We start from the raw sequence: 17,528 nt of genomic DNA on the forward strand, positions 1-17,528 counted from the left end.
GGGTCTGCGGTGATGCACGGGGCGGGACATCCGCCGCGCCTGCATCACCGCACTGCAGCGTGCATCGCCGGTGATCGGACACCAACGGGAGGTGCCGACCCACCGCGGCACGAGGTGGGGCCGGGTCGTGCTGACGTCAGTCCGTGGGCGGTGCAAGGCGCGGGGAGAGCAGCGCCACGGCCGCGACCGGCAGCACGGCCCACCACCAGCGCAGCCCGTCGGGCGCGACGAGGCCCTGCCCGGCCATCACGCCCAGGCCCCCGCACCCGAGGGCCGTCGCGAGCACCGGCCGCCACGCGGGCACCGGGCCGGTCAGTGGTCGGACCTGCTCGAGCCGGCCCACGACGGCGACGACGCCGAGCGTGAGGACCCCGAGCAGGGCCCACCACAGCGGCCGGGAGAGCCACCACGACGCCGACAGCGGGTCGAGGCCGAGGCCCGCGCCGCCCACCAGCAGACCGGCCCCGATGACGAGGACCATCACCGTCAGGTGCCAGAGGTAGACGCTCATCATCCGGCTGCCGAGCCGCACCGTGACCGCCCACGGCCGGTCGCGCGCCATCCACCGCGTGAGCCACGGCTCGACCGCGAGGACGAGCCCGGCCTGCAGCAGCCCGAGGAACCCGAGCGTCACCCGCGTCGGGTAGCTGTTGTTCACGGCCGAGGAGTCGAGCCCGATCATCGACACCGGGTAGGGGCCGGCCCAGACGAGCGTGACGAGCCCGACCGCGCCGACCGCCGCCATCGCCAGGCGGCGACCGGTGCCGTCGAGGCGCCCGTCGAGCCAGGCGTACCCGAGCTGGTGCACGGAGCACCACACGACGACGTAGTTGGCGAAGCCGACCCACCACGGCCCGGTCGTCAGGCTCACGAGGTCGACGAGCCCACCGACCACGAGGCCGCCGACGACCGACGCCCAGCCGAACCGCTCCCACAGCCAGAGGGTCGCCGGGGCCACCGCGCAGACGACGACGTACGCCGCGAGGAACCAGGTCGGCACGAGCGCCACCTGGGACGCCGTGCGCAGCGCCGCCCGGTCGACCCCGGCCGCGTCGGCGACGACGAGCAGCGCGACCCACACGAGGAGCAGCGGCACGACGGGGGTGAGCAGCCGACGCAGCCGACCGCGCAGCCATCCGGCCCAGGTGGTGCCGCGTTCGCGGGCCCGCCTCCAGGACAACGCGTTCGCGTAGCCGCCGACGAGGAAGAACACCGGCATCACCTGGAAGACCCAGGTGAGCGGATGCGTCCACGGGGCGAGGTCGAGCAGGGCGCCGCTGACGAGCCGCCCGTCCCGGACGGTCACGGCGGCGATGAGCCAGTGACCCAGCACGACGACGGACAGGGCGGCGACGCGCAGCAGGTCGACGACCCGGTTGCGCGAGGTCGGGGTGGCGGCGGCGATGTCGCGCGCCGTGAGGGTCTCCATGCGCCCAGCGTGACGGTCGGCGGACCGACCGTGCCTGAGCACTCGTACCCGGTCCGGCACGGCCACGGAGGGTATCACCGGCCCCATCCGTCCCACGGGTCCGCTCCTGACCCACGGAAACCGTGGTCGACCCTGCGAATCTCGTCGACGTGGTGGACAGCGAGGCATCGATCGCTGCACACTTGACCCAGCTCGGGACCGGAAACCGTAGGTCTCCACCCGACCCGGTCGGTCCTCGGACCGGCTGGCCGGCCACCGGGTGTGCAGGGCACCCGCGAGGCCGCCGAACGGGGCGACGCACCAGCGCCGCCCCGTTCGCACGCCCGGGCTACCGATGGGTACGGACACCGGTGCACGGGGCCGGCGGACAAGTGGAAGGATCGGGGCGTAGGCACATCCCACGTCACGAGGAGAACACCGTGCCCATCGCAACGCCCGAGGTCTACGCCGACATGCTGGACCGGGCCAAGAACGGTTCGTTCGCGTACCCCGCCATCAACATCACCTCGAGCCAGACCGTCACGGCCGCCATCCGCGGCTTCGCCGAGGCCGGCTCCGACGGCATCATCCAGGTGTCCACCGGCGGCGGCGAGTACGCCTCCGGCTCCACGGTCAAGGACATGGTCACCGGCGCGAAGGCGCTCGCGGCCTACGCCGAGGAGGTCGCGAAGAACTACCCCGTCAACATCGCGCTGCACACCGACCACTGCCCGAAGGACAAGCTCGACTCCTTCGTCCGGCCGCTGATCGCCGCGTCCACCGAGCGGGTCAAGGCCGGTGGCCTCCCGATCTTCCAGTCGCACATGTGGGACGGCTCGGCCGTGCCGCTCGACGAGAACCTCCAGATCGCCGAGGAGCTGCTCGCCCAGTGCAAGGCGGCGAACATCATCCTCGAGATCGAGGTGGGTGTCGTCGGCGGCGAGGAGGACGGCGTCGAGAACGCCATCAACGACAAGCTGTACTCGACGCCCGCCGACGCCGTCGCCACCGTGCGGGCGCTCGGTTCCGGCGAGAACGGGTACTACATGACCGCGCTGACCTTCGGCAACGTGCACGGCGTCTACAAGCCGGGCAACGTCAAGCTGCGCCCGGAGGTGCTCAAGGCCGCCCAGGAGGCCGCCGCCGCCGAGCTCGGGGTCGCTGCCGACAGCAAGCCGTTCCACCTCGTCTTCCACGGTGGCTCGGGCTCGCTCCCGCAGGAGATCTCGGACGCGGTCGACTACGGCGTCGTGAAGATGAACGTCGACACCGACACCCAGTACGCCTTCACCCGGCCGGTCGCCGACTGGATGCTCAAGAACTACAGCGGCGTCCTGAAGATCGACGGCGAGGTCGGCAACAAGAAGCAGTACGACCCGCGCGCGTGGGGCAAGGAGGCCGAGGCCGGCATGGCGCAGCGCGTCATCGAGGCCTGCCAGAACCTCCGCTCGGCCGGGACGCACCCCGCCTGAGCGTCGCGCACGACACGAGGCCCGCCACCTCGTCCAGACACGGGGTGGCGGGCCTCGCCGGTTCCGAGCGGGTGCGCGGCAGGGACGCACCCGCGCGGGGTCAGTGGCCGACGGTGTGCTGGTTCACCGCCCGGCGCAGCAGCGCGAGGTTGGTGTTGGCCTTGCTCGCCGCGACGTAGAGGAACGTCGTGCCGCCGTCCATCACCTTGATGAGGTGGAGCTGGTCGCTCAGGGTGAGGAGCATGTCCTCCAGCTCGGAGTTGAGCTTGAGGGCCTGCATCGTCTTGAACTTCCCCTTGACCATCTCGCTGTTGTACGCGCTCGCGACGTCGAGGTCGAAGTCGGAGACCGCCGACCGGGAGGCCAGCGACATGCCGGAGTCCAGGTCGACGATGGAGGCGCCGATGAAGCCGGTCACGTCGGACTGGATCGCCTCGAGGATGCTCTCGTAGTCAGCCATTGTCAGTGTTCCTTCGGTGTTGTGACCCGGTGGGTCGGGTGGTGGTGGTGCGAGGGTGGTGCTGGTCGGTGTGGTGCGGCCCGCCGTGCTCGTCGTGAGGACGATCCCGACCGGTGCGACGCGGGCGCCGGACCGGTCGGTCGCGGGGGTGTGGAGGGGAGGGCGGGCTCGGGGTCCGGGCCCGGGAGCGGGTCCTCACGGGACCAGCCAAGGGCCCGCAGGAGGCGGCTCACCGCCCGCTGGGTGCGAGCTTCTCGGTGATCCGTTCCGCGGCCCGGCGGGTCTCGACGAGGAGCACGGCGTGCTGCACGTCGGTGGCGTGGGCCCCGAGGACGAAGCTGCCGACACCGGGCAGCTCCACCGAGACGAGGATGGTGTGCGAGTCCTCCGCCGACAGGTGCACGGTCATGCCGTGCGCCTCCGCCCGGGCCGCCTTCCGCAGGGCAATCGCGACGCTGAAGATCGAGCTCGTGAGGGCCGAGAGGCGGCCGACGTCGCGCTCGAACACGCCGAGGGTGCAGAGGTTGAGGCCGTCCGCGGTGCAGAAGAGCACGGCCTCGATGCCCTCGACGGCCTCTCCCAGCGCGACGAGCTCCGGCTGGGCGGCCGACCCGAGGAGGCGGGAGAGGACGTCCCAGTCCGGCGCACCGTCCGCCCCGTCGCGCGGTGCCTCGTGCGGTTCGACGTGGGACCCGATGGCCGTCTCGACCGTGGCCGTCACGCGAGGACCACCTGGGGCAGCGGCGCCTCCCGGCCGATGGCCACGCCGACGACGCGCTGGACGTCGCCGCGGTCGCGCGGGTCGGCGGCGAGCAGCCGGATCCCGGGGCCGAACCGGTCGAGGGTCGCCCGGTAGTCCTAGAGGCCGGGGTGGTCTCCGGGCTCGTCGAGGCGGGTCACGGCGACGGTCAGCGTGTCGTAGACCGAGCCGTCCTGGGCCCCGAGGTAGCGCAGCCACTCCTCGGCCTCCTCGAGCGCGTAGTCGTTCTGCCCGAAGAGCCAGAGGACGACGTGCACGGAGAAGGACATCGTCGAGGTGCGCACGGTGTCGAAGCGCACCTGCCCGGGCGTGCCGTACACGGCGACGTTCGAGCCGGTCCCCTCGTGCCACTCCCCGTAGTCGATGCCGACGGTGGTGGTGCGCTTGTCCGAGCGCGACTCCCCTCCGTGCCGGTTCGCGGCCTGGGTGACGTCCGTGTTGGCCACCTCGACGTCGGAGACGGCCCGCACGGCCGTCGTCTTCCCCACCCCGAGAGGACCGCAGAAGACGACTCTGTCCTGGGCGACGGTGCCGATGACGGCCGCGAGCTGGCGGGGCGTCCGGCGGTTCGTTTTCTTGGTCACGTGGACGAGTTCAGAAGGTCAAGAGGAGGTAAAGACGCAGGTCACGGTCCTGCGTGGACGAACGGTCGGAGGTCGTGTCGCCCGAACGGCCACCGCTGCCCGGGCGGGCACATCCGCCGTCGGAGCCGCTCCGAACGTGTCGGTCCTCGGGTCCCGGGCGCGGGCGGGCGGGCCGGCGGAGCCCGGCGGGCTAGCGTGGCGACCATGAGCACCAGCGACCTCCTCGGCATCCCGCCCACGCACCTGCCCGACGACCCCGCGGCCCGCCCGCTCGAGCACGGCGTGGCCCCCGACCAGGTCGCCGCGGCGCACCCGGCGTCCTCGCTCGCCTGGGCGGTCCTGGCCGAGGACGCCCTCGCCGACGACCGGGCCGTCGAGGCCTACGCCTACGCGCGCACCGGCTACCACCGCGGCCTCGACGCCCTGCGTCGCAGCGGCTGGCGCGGGCAGGGCCCGGTGCCGTGGGAGCACGTGCCGAACCAGGGCTTCCTGCGGGCCCTCGCGGCCCTCTCGAAGGCCGCCGGGGCCATCGGCGAGGAGGAGGAGCGCCACCGCTGCGCCGAGTTCCTCCGGGCCTCCAGCGCCGAGGGGGCCCGCGCGCTGGGTCTGTGACCTGCGGCGACCCGCGGACGTGGCGAAGGGCCCGGGCATCGCTGCCCGGGCCCTCGACAACCGGGGACGTCCACCGGGACGGCCCACGCCCCGCTCTCGCCGCGGCGTGATCCGGCCGGTGGTCCCCTGCCACCCGGTTGTCCCGATATCGTGCACGGACTGCACGGGTCGATGCGACACTTGGCGGCCAGTGACTGCAAATGGCCACACCCGGGGTGATCGCCGGGGCCGACGGGGGACGGTGCACGGATGGCGGGGGAGCCCGGGGAGACCGACGGCGGGGTGCTGCTCGTCCTCGAGGAGCAGCTGCGCCGCGAGCGCGAGCGGATCGAGGCCCGCCGGCGCGACCTCGAGGAGGCCGAGGACCTGCTGACCCGCGCGACGAGCCGCAGCCTCGGCGCTCGTGAGACCCCTGTCGAGGAGCTCGGCGACGGCCTCACCACGTCGGTCGTCACGCAGCTGCTCGCCGACAGCGCGGGGATGGTGCGCAGCTTCGTCCTCACCGTCGAGCAGGGACCGGCCCTCGACGGGTCGACGGTGCGGGCCAACCGCACGCGGATGGAGCGCGGTGACTCCCAGCGGGCGATCTACCCCGCGGAGGTGCTGACCACCGTGCGCGGCCAGCACTGGCTCGACGTGTGGGCCGAGGCCGGCGAGGACCAGCGGGTGCTGCCCCACACGGCAACGGAGTTCGCCGTCTTCGGTGACACCGCGGTCGTGGCCCTCGGGGGTGGGACGACCTCGACGGCGGGTACGTGCTGCTCCGGGACCCACTCGTCGTCCGGCTGTACTCGGCGTACTTCGACCTCGCCTGGCGGCACGCGGTGCCGGTACCCGGTCCACGCGACGCGGGCGACGCCGGGGACGCCGACCCGCGCCTCGTCGACCTGCTGGAGCTGGGGCTCAAGGACGAGGCCATCGCCCGGCACCTCGGTGTCAGCCTGCGCACGGTGCGTCGACGGGTGGCCCGGCTGATGTCGGTCAACGGTGTCGACACCCGGTTCCAGCTCGGGTGGGTGCTCGCGAGCCGCCGGTCCTGAGCGGACGCGGCCCGTGGGGTCGGGCGCGGTCGCGGTAGGGTGGGGTGGAACGAGGCCCCGGCGCGATCCGCGAGGGGCCTTCGCCACGCCGGGGCACCGACGTCCCGGCGCACGCGTTCGGAAGGAGCCGGGATGCCGGCGATCGTGCTGGTCGGAGCCCAGTGGGGCGACGAGGGCAAGGGCAAGGCCACCGACCTCCTGGGGACCGACGTCGACCTCGTCGTCAAGTTCAACGGGGGCAACAACGCGGGCCACACGGTGGTCATCGAGGGCGAGGACGGCACGCGCGAGAAGTACGCGCTGCACCTGCTGCCCTCGGGCATCCTCACCCCGTCGGTGACCCCGGTCATCGGCAACGGCGTGGTCATCGACCTCGAGGTGCTCTTCCAGGAGCTCGACGGGCTCGAGGCGCGCGGCGTCGACACCTCGAAGCTCGTCGTGTCGGCGAACGCCCACGTCATCGCGCCGTACAACCGCACCCTCGACAAGGTCACCGAGCGCTTCCTCGGGTCGCGCCGCATCGGCACGACCGGTCGCGGCATCGGCCCGACGTACGCGGACAAGATGAACCGCGTCGGCATCCGCATCCAGGACCTCTTCGACGAGGGCATCCTGCGCCAGAAGGTCGAGGCGGCGCTGGGGTTCAAGAACCAGGTGCTCGTGAAGATCTACAACACGCGCGCCGTCGACGTCGACCTCGTCGTCGAGGAGCTGCTCGGGTACGTCGAGCGGTTGCGGCCGATGGTCGCCGACTCGGCGCTCGTGCTCGAGAAGGCGCTGGACGCCGGGCAGAACGTGCTGCTCGAGGCCGGCCAGGCGACGCTGCTCGACGTCGACCACGGCACCTACCCGTTCGTCACGTCGTCCTCGGCGACGGCCGGCGGGGCGTGCACCGGCTCGGGCATCCCGCCGACCCGGGTGTCGCGCGTCATCGCGATCCTCAAGGCGTACACGACGCGGGTCGGCGAGGGTCCCTTCCCCACCGAGCTGTTCGACGACGACGGCGAGACCCTGCGCAAGACCGGGGCCGAGTACGGCACGACGACCGGCCGCCCGCGGCGCTGCGGCTGGATGGACACCGTCATCGGTCGCTACGCCACGCGCATCAACGGGGTCACCGACTTCGTCATCACCAAGCTCGATGTGCTCACCGGGTTCGACCAGGTCCCGGTCTGTGTCGCGTACGAGGTCGACGGCGTCCGGCACGACGAGATGCCGGTGTCGCAGAGCGACTTCCACCACGCCAAGCCGGTCTACGAGATGCTCGACGGCTGGTGGGAGGACATCTCCGGCTGCCGCGAGTTCGACGAGCTTCCGGCGGCGGCCCAGCGCTACGTGCTGCGGGTCGAGGAGCTCATCGGGGCGCGCGTGTCGGCCATCGGCGTCGGGCCGGGGCGGCACGAGATCATCCAGCGCCACCCCCTCCTCGACGCCTGACCCCCGCCTCCCGGGACCCCGAGCCGGGGCGTCAGGCGGGGCGCAGCACGTGCATCCGGTGCGCCGCCCGGGTCAGCACGACGTAGAGGACGCGCACCCCGCCGGGCGACTCCTCGGTGACGGCGTCCGGGTCGATGACCACGGTCGCGTCCCACTCCAGGCCCTTGGTCGAGAGCGGGTCGATGACCTGGACGCGCCCGCCGCCGGCGCCGTCGAGCGCCCCGAGCCGGTCGGCCCAGCGCCGCGGCGTGATGACCGCGATGGACCCGTCGACCTCGCCGAGCAGCACCTCGACGGCGTCCGCCGCGGCCTCGGCCAGTGACCCGTCGACGACCCGGTCGACCGGCTGGACCCCCGTCTCGCGCACTGCGTCCGGGATGTCTGCGTCCGGCACGAGCGGCAGGATGACGTCGCGCGCGTGGTCGAAGATCTCGCGGGCGTTGCGGTAGTTGGTGTCCATGTGGAAGGCCCGCCGCTCGAGGCTGGCGAAGGCCTCCTCACGGGCCCGGGTGGCCTCGGCGAGGTCGGGCCAGGACGCCTGCGCGGCGTCGCCGACGACCGTCCACGACGCCGACCGCCCGCGCCGGGCGACCATCCGCCACTGCATGGGCGACAGGTCCTGCGCCTCGTCGACGAGCACGTGCGCGTACCCCGACGCCCGCTCGAGCCGGCCGGCCATCAGCCGCTCCCGGGCGTCGGCGGAGGTGACCTCGGCCCGGCTGTCGGCACCCCACGCCACCCGTCGCGCACCGGCCCGGACGTCGGACACCCCGTAGGCGGCGAGGTCGTCGAGCTCCTCGATGTCGTAGAAGCCGGAGTCCTCGCGCTCGGCGTCCTGCACCGGCCCGAGCCGGGCGAGCAGGTCGTCGGCGAGGGCGGCGTCCGACACCGACCACTGGCCGGTCTCCAGCGCCTCCCGGAAGGAGTACGCGACCGCCGCGGCCTCCTCGTGGTCGAGCACCCCGCGCGAGACCCCGTACGCGTGGTCGGTGTCGGCGAGGGAGAGCAGCAGCTCGCGCGGGTCGAGCTGGCGCCACCACGAGGCCATGAAGTCGTCGACGTCGCGGGAGGCGTCGAAGGCGTCGAGGAAGTCGTCGCGCTCGCCCTGGCGCACCGAGCGCCAGGCCGCCTCGGCCAGCGCCGAGCGCGCGGCGTCGGTGGCGAGGTTGTGCTGGTGACCCCGCAGCACCTCCGTGCGCACGCGGCGCAGCACGTCGTCGTCGAGGCGCACCGCGTTGCCGGCGATGAAGGCGCGGAACGTCATCGGCGAGCCCACGGGCGGACGCGACGCCAGCCGCGAGAGCAGCCGCCGGATGCGCAGGCCGCCCTTGACCTCCGCGACCTCGGGGTGTCGGCGCGCAGGGCGGTCATGCCGTCGACGACGTCGCCGAGGGCCCGCAGGGCGACCGACTCCTCACCGAGAGAGGGCAGCACGCGCTCGATGTAGGCCGTGTACGCCGACGACGGCCCGATGACGAGGATGCCGCCGTGCTCGAAGCGCCGGCGCTCCGCGTACAGCAGGTAGGCCGCCCGGTGCAGCGCGACGACGGTCTTCCCGGTGCCGGGGCCGCCGGTGATCTCGGTGACGCCCCGGGAGGGTGCGCGGATGGCCTCGTCCTGGTGGCGCTGGATGGTGGCGACGATGTCGCGCATCTGCCGGCCGCGGCTGCGGGTGAGCGCGGCCATCAGGGCGCCGTCGCCGACGACGACGATGTCGTCCGGGGCGACCGGCACCATGAGGTCGTCCTCGACGCCGACGACGCGGGAACCGGTGCAGCGCAGGACCCGTCGCCGGACGACGCCCATCGGGTCGACGGGGGTGGCGCGGTAGAACGCGGCGGCGGCGGGTGCCCGCCAGTCGACGACGAGCGGCTCGTAGTCGTCGTCGCGCACGCCGAGCCGGCCGATGTGCCGGACCTCGCGCTCGGCGGCGGTGGAGTCCTCGGTGCCGAGGTCGAGCCGGCCGAAGACCAGGCCCTCGTACTGGGTGTCGATCATCGCCCGCCGGCGGGCGGCCGCGAAGACGAGGGCGTCGCGCTCGAAGAGGCCGGTCATCTCCTCGTCGCGCACGTCTCCGGTGCGGTCGGTGCGCCCGCGGGCCATGCCGTCGGCCTCGACGTCGGCGGCGCGCAGGCTGGCCTTCTCGAGCTCCGTGTAGACCCGGTCGACGTGGGCCTGCTCGACGGCGACCTCGGCAGCGACCTCGGGGGAGGTCTCGGCGGGGTGGTGGGCGGTCACGGGCGGGCGCACTCCTGGGTCGTGGGCGCACGGTCGGCGCAGGTCACGGAACTCACCAGTCTAGACGCGGCCCGGCGGCCCCGACGCAGGACCGGCCGATCGCGGGCGGCCCGGGCCCGGTGGGGCCGCGACGCCTAGGATCGGGCACCGTGAAGGTCCTCGTCATCGGGTCCGGTGCTCGCGAGCACGCCATCGTCCGCGCGCTGTCGCTCGACCCCGCCGTCGACGCGGTGGTGGCGGCACCCGGCAACCCGGGTATCGAGGCCGTCGCCCTCTGCGAGCCGCTGCCCGGCGGGGTCACCGACGCCGACGCCGTCGTCGCCCTGGCCCGCCGCCACGAGGTCGGGCTGGTCGTCGTGGGCCCGGAGGCGCCGCTCGTCGCGGGGGTCGCCGACGCCGTGCGCGCCGCAGGCATCCCCTGCTTCGGGCCGTCGGCGAAGGCCGCCCGCCTGGAGGGCAGCAAGGCCTTCGCCAAGGAGGTGATGTCGGCGGCCGACGTCCCCACGGGCATGGCCCACGTGTGCACGAGCCTCGACGAGGTGGCCGACGCCCTCGACGCCCTCGGCGCGCCCCACGTCGTCAAGGACGACGGGCTCGCGGCCGGCAAGGGCGTCGTCGTCACCGACGACCGGGCCGAGGCGCTCGAGCACGCCCGCGGCTGCCTCGACAAGCCGGACGGCCGGGTGGTCGTCGAGGAGTTCCTCGACGGCCCCGAGGTCTCGCTCTTCTGCATCTGCGACGGCGAGCAGGTCGTGCCGTTGGTCCCCGCGCAGGACTTCAAGCGGGTCGGCGACGGCGACAGCGGCCCGAACACCGGCGGGATGGGCGCCTACAGCCCGCTCGACTGGGCACCGGCCGGACTCGTCGACGACGTCGTCGCGCGCATCGCCCGCCCGGTCGTCGCCGAGATGGCCCGCCGCGGGACGCCGTTCAGCGGGGTCCTCTACGTCGGGCTGGCGCTGACCGGCCGCGGGCCGCGCGTCATCGAGTTCAACGCCCGGTTCGGCGACCCCGAGACCCAGGTCGTCCTCGACCGCCTGCGCACCCCCCTCGGCGCCCTGCTGCTGGCCGCCGCGACGGGCGGGCTCGCCGAGCTCGAGCCGCTGCGCTGGTCGGACCAGCACGCGGTCACCGTCGTCGTCGCGGCCCACGACTACCCGGCGACGCCCCGTACTGGCGACGCGGTGACGGGGGTCGAGGAGGTGCCGGGGGCGCCGGACGCCTACGTGCTGCACGCCGGCACGACCCGCGACGCCGACGGGGTGCTCGTGTCGTCCGGCGGCCGGGTGCTGTCGGTCGTCGGGCGCGGATCCTCGCTGGCGCAGGCGCGCGAGCGGGCCTACGCCGCGGTCGACGTCGTCGGGCTCGAGGGGTCGCACCACCGGCGTGACATCGCCGAGAGGGCCGAGCGCGGCGAGGTCACCGTCCCGGCCTGAGCCCGGCTCCGTGCGAGGTGCGGCTCCGGGTGCGGTCGCACGCGGACCCGCGCAGATCGCGCGGACACGAGGCGCCGGACGGTCAGGCCGTCAGGCGGTCAGGGCGGCGTGCGCGTCGGCGAGGTGGTCGAGGTCGGCGAGGTCGAGGACCTGGAGGTAGACCCGGCTCGCGCCGGCCTCGGCGAACCGCCCGAGCCGGTCGCGGACCTCCTCGGGGGTGCCGGCCAGGCCGTTCTCGCGCAGCTCGCCCGGTTCCCGGCCGATGGCCTCGGCCCGCCGGCGCACGGCGGCGTCGTCGGCGCCGACGCACAGGACCTGGGCGGCGCTGTGGACGAGGCTCAGCGGGTCGCGGCCGTGCTCCTCGCAGACGGCGTCGACCTGCTCGAACAGCGCGCCCGTCTCGGTCGGCGACGCGAACGGGACGTTGAACTCGGCGGCGTAGCGGGCGGCGAGCGACGGGGTGCGCCGCTTCCCGGACCCGCCGACGACGATCGGCACGCCGCCGTCCTGCACCGGGTGCACGAGCGCCGGCGAGCCGTGCACCGGGTAGTGCGAGCCGTCGTGCTCGTAGGTGGACCCCGGCGGCGCGGACCACATCCCGGTGATGACGGCCAGCTGCTCCTCGAGCCGGTCGAAGCGCTCGCGCAGCGGGGGGAAGGGGATGCCGAACGCCCGGTGCTCGGCCTCGAACCAGCCGGCGCCGAGCCCGAGCTCGACCCGGCCGCCGCTCATCTGGTCGACGCCGGCGACGGTGACGGCCAGCGGCCCGGGCAGCCGGAAGGTCGCCGACGTGACGAGCGTGCCGAGCCGGATGCGGCGGGTGTCGCGGGCCAGGCCGGCGAGCGTGGTCCAGGCGTCCGTGGGGCCGGGCCCACCGTCACCGGACATGTGGAGGTAGTGGTCGGAGCGGAAGAACGCGTCGTACCCGAGGTCCTCGGCGGCCCGGGCGACGGCGAGCAGGTCGTCGTAGGTGGCGCCCTGCTGGGGCTCGGTGAAGATGCGCAGGTCCATGGGCCCCACGCTACGCAGGGGCGCCGGCACCCTCGGCCCGGGCGTGCCGGCGAACCCGTCCGGCCCCCGCGGCGACGAGCAGGGCCACGGCACCCCCGACGGCCATGAGGGCGGCGAACCGCGGCCCGTCCATCGTCGGTCCGTACCAGGCGACGACGCCTCCGACGAGGGCGGTCTGGAGGGCGACACCGGTCGAGATGGCCAGGCCCTGAGCAGCACTGGCCCGACCACGCTCGCTCGCGGGGGTCAGGTCGAGCAGCTCGGTCGAGAGCACCGGGGAGAGGATGCCCATCCCCGCCGCGGAGGCCGCCCAGCCGACCATCCCCTGCGCGAGGGGCACGGCGTCGAGCGCGAGCAGGACCGGTCCGAGGGAGCCGACGGCGATGAGGAGGCCGCCGACGCGGATGCGCGTCGCGGCGCTGGTCCGCGACTCGGCCCACCCGGTGCTGTTGAGCCAGGACCCGAACGCCCAGAGGACACCGGTGACCGAGAGCGAGATCCCGGCCACCGCGGCGCTGACGTGGTGCGTGGTGACGAGCATCAGCGGCAACACGGCCCCGACCCCGGTGAAGGCGGCGGAGGTGAGCATCCGCAGGCCGACGACGGCCGGCACGCCCGCGCGCAGCGTCGCGGTGCCGCGGGGCAGGGCCCGGGCGGCGGACAGGACGACGACGACCGCCCCCGCGAGCACGGCGGCCAGGCCGGCGGCGCGGGTCCCCGGGGCCTCGAGCAGCGGGGCCGCGAACGTCGTCACCGCGAGCCCCGCGGCGAGGGCGAAGGACGCCGCGAGCCGCCCGCCGACACCGTCGTCGGCAGCGGGCACGTCCGGCGGCGGGGCGCTGCGCAGTGCGGGGCGCAGCAACCAGAGGGCGACCGGCACGACGAGCAGGGGTCCGGCGAAGACCCAGCGCCACCCGGCGAGGGCCTCGACCCCGCCCGCGAACCCGGGGCCGAGGAGCGACGGCAGGATCCAGGCGGCCGCGAACGACGCGAACACCTTGGCGCGCAACGACTCCGGGAGGGCCTGCGCCACGAGCACCAGCAGGGTGGTGTCGATGAGCGCCTCGGCCGCCCCCGACAGCGCCCGGCCGGCGACGAAGACCAGCATCGTGGGCGCGAGCGCGGAGACGACCTGGGCGATGCCGAACAGGCCGATGCCGGCGAGCAGCACCGGCCGCGGGCCGACACGGTCGGTCCACCCCCCGGAGAGGGCCATCCCGAGGGTGAACGTGACGAGCGAGGCGCCGGTGGAGGCCCCGAACAGGGCCCAGCCGTCGAGGTCGCGGACGACGACGGGGAGGACGGTCTGCACGGCGCGGTTCTCGAACGCGGCCAGGGTCACGAGCGCGACGACCCCGACGACGACCGGCAGGTACCGGCGGTCGAGGAGGCGCTCGCGGGGGTCGAGGGGGGCGCGTCGGCGCGGCCGGTCGTCGTCACCAAGTCATCCTCATACCTCAAGTTCGCTTGAGGTCAAGCGGTAGGGTCGAGCCGTGGACCGACTCGACCTGCTGCCCATCGGCGAGGTGGCGCGCCGCTCGGGCGTGAGCGTGCCCACGGTCCGCTTCTATGAGGAGCGCGGGCTCATCACGTCGGTCCGGACCACCGGCAACCAGCGGCGCTTCGAGCGGCACGTCCTGCGGCGGATCGCCGTGGTCCGGGCCGGGCAGCGGTTCGGGATGGGGCTGGCCGAGATCGGTGAGGCGCTGGCGACCCTCCCCGCCGACCACCCGCCGACCAAGCGCGACTGGGTGCGGATGTCCTCGCGCTGGCACGCGCTGCTCACCGCCCGGATCGAGGCGATGGAGCGGGTGCGCGACGGGCTGTCGTCGTGCATCGGCTGCGGGTGCCTCTCGCTGCGCTCCTGCCCGGTCTACAACCACGACGACGAGCTGGCCGCCGAGGGTCCCGGGCCGCGACGGTGGCCGCCGGCGGCCCGGGACGCCTGAGCGCCGCCCGGGGTCACGCGCCCAGGGTGACGGCCTCGGCCTCGGTCTCGGAGTCGACCGGCTCGGCGCCGTGGTCGGGCTCGGCGTCGATGGTCCGGACGAACGAGTGCCCGGTCGAGAGCACCGCGACGGCCAGGACGACCGCCCCCGCACCGACCCAGAACGGGATGTGCACGGAGCGCTCGCCCAGCGTGCCGGCCAGCCAGGGCGCGACGGCCCCGCCGCTGAACCGGACGAAGCTGTAGGCCGCCGAGGCCACGCCTCGCTCGACCGGCGAGACCTTCATGACCGTCTCGGTGATCAGCGTGTTGTTGACCCCGAGGAACCCGCCGGCGAGGACGACGCCCACGACGAGCACGGTCTTGTTCTCGGTGTACACGGCCATGACGGCGAGGATCGCGGCGAACCCGAGGAGGGCGACGACCATCCCGGTGAAGGTTCCGAGGTGCTTCTGGATCCACGGCGCCGCGACGACCGAGGCGAACGCGAGCAGTAGGCCCCAGCCGAAGAAGACCAGCCCGGTGCCGTGCGCCGACATGTCGAGCGGGAACGGCGTGAAGGCCAGCAGCGTGAAGAAGCCGAAGTTGTAGAGCAGCGCGGTGAGGCCCACGGTGAGCAGGCCGCGGTGCCGGAGGGCCTTGAGGGGCGCGCTGATCGGCGTCGGGTGCGGACGCTCGCTCGCCGCCGGGAGGGTGACCCAGGTGGCCACGAGCGCGACGAGCATCAGGGCGCTGACGCCGAAGAACGGTCCGCGCCAGGAGATCCCGCCGAGCGCGCCGCCGACGAGCGGACCCGCGGCGATGCCGAGGCCGAGCGCGGCCTCGTAGAGGATGATCGCCTGCCCGACCGAGCCGCGCGCCGCGTTGACGATGGTCGCGAGGGCGGTGGCGATGAACAGCGCGTTGCCCAGGCCCCAGACGGCGCGGAAGCCGACGATGCCGTTGACGGAGTCCATCGTCCCGGCCAGGCCGGCGCCGACGATGATGATCGCCAGGCCGAGGAGCAGGGTGCGCTTGGCGCCGATGCGGCTGGAGACCCAGCCGGTGACGAGCATCGCGACGCCCATGACGGCCATGTAGCTCGTGAAGAGCAGGGAGACCTGGGACGGGCTCGCGCCGAGGTCGTCGGCGATGGGCTTGAGGATGGGGTCGACGAGGCCGATCCCCATGAACGCGACGACGCAGGCGAACGCCACGCTCCAGACGGTCTTGGGTTGACGCCACATGGGCTGGTGGTTCCTCTCGGTGGTGGTGGTCAGGAGGTCGCGCCGGCGGGCTGCGGGGCCGCGGTGCGGGTCGCCTCGACGAGCCGGACGAGCAGGTCGACGGCGGTGCGCACCTGCTCGGGGTCGGCGTCGAGGTCGGCGAGCACCGGCTCGAGCGTGCGGGCGCGGGCCCGTCGGGCGCTGGTCAGCGCCTCGGTGCCGGCGGTGGTGAGGACGACGAGGCTGGCCCGGCCGTCGGCGGGGTCGGGGGTGCGGGTGACGAACCCCTCGGCCTCGAGGCGCTGGACCTGGGTGGTCATCGTCGGCTGGCTCGTGTCGTCGGCCTCGGCCAGCGTGGTGATGCGGGCCGGGCCGAGCTCCTCGACGAGGGACAGGACGCGGGCCTGGGCCCACGGCAGCTCGTGCGCGGCGTGCCGGCTGGCCCAGCGGGACAGGCGGGCGGCCGAGCGCAGCAGGTCGTCGGCGAGGTGGTCGGTGGTCACGGGTTCCACGATACATAGGTCACCTATGCATATCAAGTCGCGCGCTGGTGACCCCGTCGGGGCTGGAAGGATGGGCGCATGGCCGACGCCCCGACGCCCTCGCCCGACGCCGCCCTCCGGCTCGACGGGTACGCGCACGTCTACTCGGGCAAGGTGCGCGACCTCTACGCGCCCCTCGACGACGCCGGCTCCCCCCGCGACGACCTCCTGCTCCTCGTCGCCTCCGACCGCATCTCGGCCTTCGACTTCGTCCTCGACACCCCGGTGCCCGACAAGGGCGAGGTGCTGACCCGGATGTCGCTCTGGTGGTTCGAGCAGCTCGCCGACCTCGTGCCGAACCACGTCGTCTCCACCGACGTGCCGGATGCGGTGCGCGGTCGGGCCGTCCTCGTCCGACGCCTCGAGATGCTGCCCGTCGAGTGCGTCGCCCGGGCCTACCTCACCGGCGGCGGCCTGCGCGAGTACCGGGCCGACGGCACGGTCAGCGGTCTGCGCCTGCCCGAGGGGCTCACCGACGGCTCGCGCTTCCCCGAGCCGCTCTTCACCCCGTCGACCAAGGCCCCGCGCGGCCAGCACGACGAGCCGATGACCTACGCCGAGGTCGAGGCCGCCGTCGGGCCCGACCTCGCCGAGCGAGCCCGCGACCTCACGACGCGGATCCTGGCCCGCGGCAACGAGATCGCCCAGGCGCGCGGCATCATCGTCGCCGACACCAAGGTCGAGTTCGGCGTCGAGGACGGCCGGCTGGTGCTCGCCGACGAGGTGCTGACCCCCGACTCCTCACGCTTCTGGCCCGCCGACCAGTGGGAGCCCGGCCACCCCCAGCCGAGCTTCGACAAGGAGTTCGTCCGCGAGTGGCTGCTGTCGCCGGCCAGCGGCTGGGACAAGGCGTCCGGGCAGGCCCCGCCGCCGCTGCCCGACGACGTCCTGGAGCGGACGCGGGCCAAGTACGTCGAGGCCTACGAGCGCCTGACCGCGTCGACCTTCCGACCCACGGGGGAGGGCGATGAGCGACCAGCCCGCACCGCAGCGGGGCCCTGACTGGCGCACGGCCGGCTGGCCGATCCCCGTGACGACGGCCTTCGACTTCCCCGACCTCGAGGTGCGCACGACGATCGGGGCCGTGTCCGGCGTCTACGCGACGAGTCTCGGCCTCGCGCGCGGCGTCTCGGCGTCCTTCTCGGCGCTCGCCCGCGGCGAGGTCGTCGACATGACGGCGCTCCTCGCCGAGGCCCGCCACCACGCGCTCCAGCGGGTCGTCGGCGAGGCGCAGCGGCACGGCGGCAACGCCCTCCTCGGGGTGCGCTTCGACTCCAACGAGGTCGGGCAGGGCCAGATCATCGAGATCCACTGCTACGGGACGGCGGTCGTCGTCGGGGCCCGCCGGCCCTGATCGCCCGCCCCGGCCGGAGGC

Annotated in this window: 17 protein-coding genes and 1 pseudogene; 9 read left to right on the top strand and 9 right to left on the bottom strand. The window is 74.0% G+C overall.

The window, feature by feature from the left end:
* Nucleotides 1-136: 136 nt before the first annotated feature.
* Complete coding sequence (locus tag G7075_RS18605) at nt 137-1,429, bottom strand: acyltransferase family protein (protein ID WP_166123939.1); 1,293 nt, start codon at nt 1,427-1,429, stop codon at nt 137-139.
* Nucleotides 1,430-1,848: 419 nt separating this feature from the next.
* Here G7075_RS18605 and fbaA point away from each other — a divergent pair, with 419 nt between their 5' ends.
* Complete coding sequence (gene fbaA, locus G7075_RS18610; RefSeq protein ID WP_166123940.1) at nt 1,849-2,880, top strand: class II fructose-bisphosphate aldolase; 1,032 nt, start codon at nt 1,849-1,851, stop codon at nt 2,878-2,880.
* Nucleotides 2,881-2,980: 100 nt separating this feature from the next.
* On the opposite strand, the gene G7075_RS18615 is transcribed toward fbaA, so the two are convergent.
* The 3 genes from G7075_RS18615 to G7075_RS18625 form a co-directional block, all read right to left on the bottom strand.
* The gene (locus tag G7075_RS18615; protein ID WP_166123941.1) at nt 2,981-3,340 is read right to left on the bottom strand and encodes a hypothetical protein; all 360 of its coding nucleotides are present in this window, start codon (nt 3,338-3,340) and stop codon (nt 2,981-2,983) included.
* Nucleotides 3,341-3,569: 229 nt separating this feature from the next.
* The gene (locus tag G7075_RS18620; RefSeq protein WP_166123942.1) at nt 3,570-4,061 is read right to left on the bottom strand and encodes a hypothetical protein; all 492 of its coding nucleotides are present in this window, start codon (nt 4,059-4,061) and stop codon (nt 3,570-3,572) included.
* Between the two features lie 137 nt (nt 4,062-4,198).
* Complete coding sequence (locus G7075_RS18625) at nt 4,199-4,684, bottom strand: hypothetical protein (protein ID WP_166123943.1); 486 nt, start codon at nt 4,682-4,684, stop codon at nt 4,199-4,201.
* Between the two features lie 204 nt (nt 4,685-4,888).
* Between G7075_RS18625 and G7075_RS18630 the strand changes: the two genes are divergently transcribed.
* The 4 genes from G7075_RS18630 to G7075_RS18640 all read left to right on the top strand — a co-directional run bounded on the left by G7075_RS18630 (nt 4,889) and on the right by G7075_RS18640 (nt 7,773).
* On the top strand, nt 4,889-5,296 hold the full coding sequence (locus G7075_RS18630; protein ID WP_166123944.1) for a DUF3151 domain-containing protein: 408 nt from the start codon (nt 4,889-4,891) through the stop codon (nt 5,294-5,296).
* 249 nt (nt 5,297-5,545) lie between these two features.
* A complete protein-coding gene (locus G7075_RS21755) occupies nt 5,546-6,271 on the top strand; it encodes a hypothetical protein (RefSeq protein ID WP_240918118.1) in 726 nt (241 codons plus the stop codon).
* Nucleotides 6,214-6,336, top strand: a complete 123-nt coding sequence (locus tag G7075_RS21760; protein WP_240918082.1) for a hypothetical protein — start codon at nt 6,214-6,216, stop codon at nt 6,334-6,336. The genes G7075_RS21755 and G7075_RS21760 overlap by 58 nt, the downstream gene beginning before the upstream one ends.
* 132 nt (nt 6,337-6,468) lie before the next feature.
* A complete protein-coding gene (locus G7075_RS18640) occupies nt 6,469-7,773 on the top strand; it encodes an adenylosuccinate synthase (protein WP_166123946.1) in 1,305 nt (434 codons plus the stop codon).
* A gap of 31 nt (nt 7,774-7,804) precedes the next feature.
* On the opposite strand, the pseudogene G7075_RS18645 reads toward G7075_RS18640, so the two are convergent.
* Nucleotides 7,805-10,011, bottom strand: a pseudogene (locus G7075_RS18645) (UvrD-helicase domain-containing protein).
* Nucleotides 10,012-10,160: 149 nt separating this feature from the next.
* On the opposite strand from G7075_RS18645, the gene purD reads away from it, so the two are divergent.
* Nucleotides 10,161-11,447 carry a phosphoribosylamine--glycine ligase gene (gene purD, locus G7075_RS18650; protein ID WP_166123947.1) on the top strand — a complete coding sequence of 429 codons (1,287 nt, stop codon included), beginning with the start codon at nt 10,161-10,163 and terminating at the stop codon, nt 11,445-11,447.
* A gap of 90 nt (nt 11,448-11,537) precedes the next feature.
* Here purD and G7075_RS18655 read toward each other — a convergent pair whose 3' ends face one another.
* Both G7075_RS18655 and G7075_RS18660 read right to left on the bottom strand, forming a co-directional pair.
* The gene (locus G7075_RS18655; RefSeq protein ID WP_166123948.1) at nt 11,538-12,458 is read right to left on the bottom strand and encodes an LLM class F420-dependent oxidoreductase; all 921 of its coding nucleotides are present in this window, start codon (nt 12,456-12,458) and stop codon (nt 11,538-11,540) included.
* 10 nt (nt 12,459-12,468) lie between these two features.
* The gene (locus G7075_RS18660) at nt 12,469-13,800 is read right to left on the bottom strand and encodes an MFS transporter (RefSeq protein WP_166123949.1); all 1,332 of its coding nucleotides are present in this window, start codon (nt 13,798-13,800) and stop codon (nt 12,469-12,471) included.
* Between the two features lie 151 nt (nt 13,801-13,951).
* On the opposite strand from G7075_RS18660, the gene soxR reads away from it, so the two are divergent.
* Nucleotides 13,952-14,407 carry a redox-sensitive transcriptional activator SoxR gene (soxR, locus tag G7075_RS18665; RefSeq protein ID WP_166123950.1) on the top strand — a complete coding sequence of 152 codons (456 nt, stop codon included), beginning with the start codon at nt 13,952-13,954 and terminating at the stop codon, nt 14,405-14,407.
* A gap of 13 nt (nt 14,408-14,420) precedes the next feature.
* Here soxR and G7075_RS18670 read toward each other — a convergent pair whose 3' ends face one another.
* Nucleotides 14,421-15,602 carry an MFS transporter gene (locus G7075_RS18670; RefSeq protein WP_240917752.1) on the bottom strand — a complete coding sequence of 394 codons (1,182 nt, stop codon included), beginning with the start codon at nt 15,600-15,602 and terminating at the stop codon, nt 14,421-14,423.
* Between the two features lie 59 nt (nt 15,603-15,661).
* A complete protein-coding gene (locus tag G7075_RS18675) occupies nt 15,662-16,114 on the bottom strand; it encodes a MarR family winged helix-turn-helix transcriptional regulator (protein ID WP_205860571.1) in 453 nt (150 codons plus the stop codon).
* A 78-nt stretch (nt 16,115-16,192) separates the two neighbouring features.
* Between G7075_RS18675 and G7075_RS18680 the strand changes: the two genes are divergently transcribed.
* Nucleotides 16,193-17,155, top strand: coding sequence for a phosphoribosylaminoimidazolesuccinocarboxamide synthase (locus tag G7075_RS18680; protein ID WP_166123953.1), 963 nt, complete (start codon nt 16,193-16,195; stop codon nt 17,153-17,155).
* Nucleotides 17,121-17,507 carry a YbjQ family protein gene (locus tag G7075_RS18685; protein ID WP_166123954.1) on the top strand — a complete coding sequence of 129 codons (387 nt, stop codon included), beginning with the start codon at nt 17,121-17,123 and terminating at the stop codon, nt 17,505-17,507. Before G7075_RS18680 ends, G7075_RS18685 begins: the two co-directional genes overlap by 35 nt.
* Nucleotides 17,508-17,528 lie beyond the last annotated feature (21 nt).

This window comes from Phycicoccus sp. HDW14, assembly GCF_011383005.1.
GTDB lineage: Bacteria > Actinomycetota > Actinomycetes > Actinomycetales > Dermatophilaceae > Phycicoccus.

What these genes read in the sequence shown, in the direction of transcription:
- G7075_RS18615 (WP_166123941.1), bottom strand. Translation starts at nt 3,340, where the DNA reads ATGGCTGACTACGAGAGCATCCTCGAGGCGATCCAGTCCGACGTGACC.
- G7075_RS21755 (WP_240918118.1), top strand. Translation starts at nt 5,546, where the DNA reads ATGGCGGGGGAGCCCGGGGAGACCGACGGCGGGGTGCTGCTCGTCCTC.
- G7075_RS18685 (WP_166123954.1), top strand. Translation starts at nt 17,121, where the DNA reads ATGAGCGACCAGCCCGCACCGCAGCGGGGCCCTGACTGGCGCACGGCC.
- G7075_RS18605 (WP_166123939.1), bottom strand. Translation starts at nt 1,429, where the DNA reads ATGGAGACCCTCACGGCGCGCGACATCGCCGCCGCCACCCCGACCTCG.
- G7075_RS18630 (WP_166123944.1), top strand. Translation starts at nt 4,889, where the DNA reads ATGAGCACCAGCGACCTCCTCGGCATCCCGCCCACGCACCTGCCCGAC.
- G7075_RS18640 (WP_166123946.1), top strand. Translation starts at nt 6,469, where the DNA reads ATGCCGGCGATCGTGCTGGTCGGAGCCCAGTGGGGCGACGAGGGCAAG.
- G7075_RS18680 (WP_166123953.1), top strand. Translation starts at nt 16,193, where the DNA reads ATGGCCGACGCCCCGACGCCCTCGCCCGACGCCGCCCTCCGGCTCGAC.
- G7075_RS18655 (WP_166123948.1), bottom strand. Translation starts at nt 12,458, where the DNA reads ATGGACCTGCGCATCTTCACCGAGCCCCAGCAGGGCGCCACCTACGAC.